Genomic DNA, 290 nt, shown 5'->3' on the forward strand with positions numbered 1-290 from the left:
CGAGCCCGTTGTACCGGCTGCTTATCCCGCTTATGTAAAAGAGGCGGAAGCTATTCCGGACTGCGGGGGCTATCCGGAGATCCTTCCGATGATTCTGCCCTGCCCTCCTTATGCGCCTTTCGTGTCTCCATATGGGCATCATCATGAAATGTGGAAAAAAGAACCGTGCGGATGCGACGGAGAACTGCCCGTCCCGTATGGACATCACGGAGCGTACGAAGGCGGCTGGGGACATCCGCAGACGCAGCCGTATCCGAATGTGGAAATTCCCCAAGGCATTCCGTCCGATC

The 290-nt window shown here is 56.9% G+C and carries 1 protein-coding gene; it reads left to right on the top strand.

Annotated elements, in window-relative coordinates:
• Nucleotides 1-290: hypothetical protein (locus tag KVT34_RS30150; RefSeq protein ID WP_483311468.1), on the top strand; the 290-nt coding region annotated here is incomplete at both ends.

It is taken from the genome of Paenibacillus sp. GbtcB18 (assembly GCF_019091125.1).
Lineage (GTDB): Bacteria > Bacillota > Bacilli > Paenibacillales > NBRC-103111 > Paenibacillus_F > Paenibacillus_F chitinolyticus.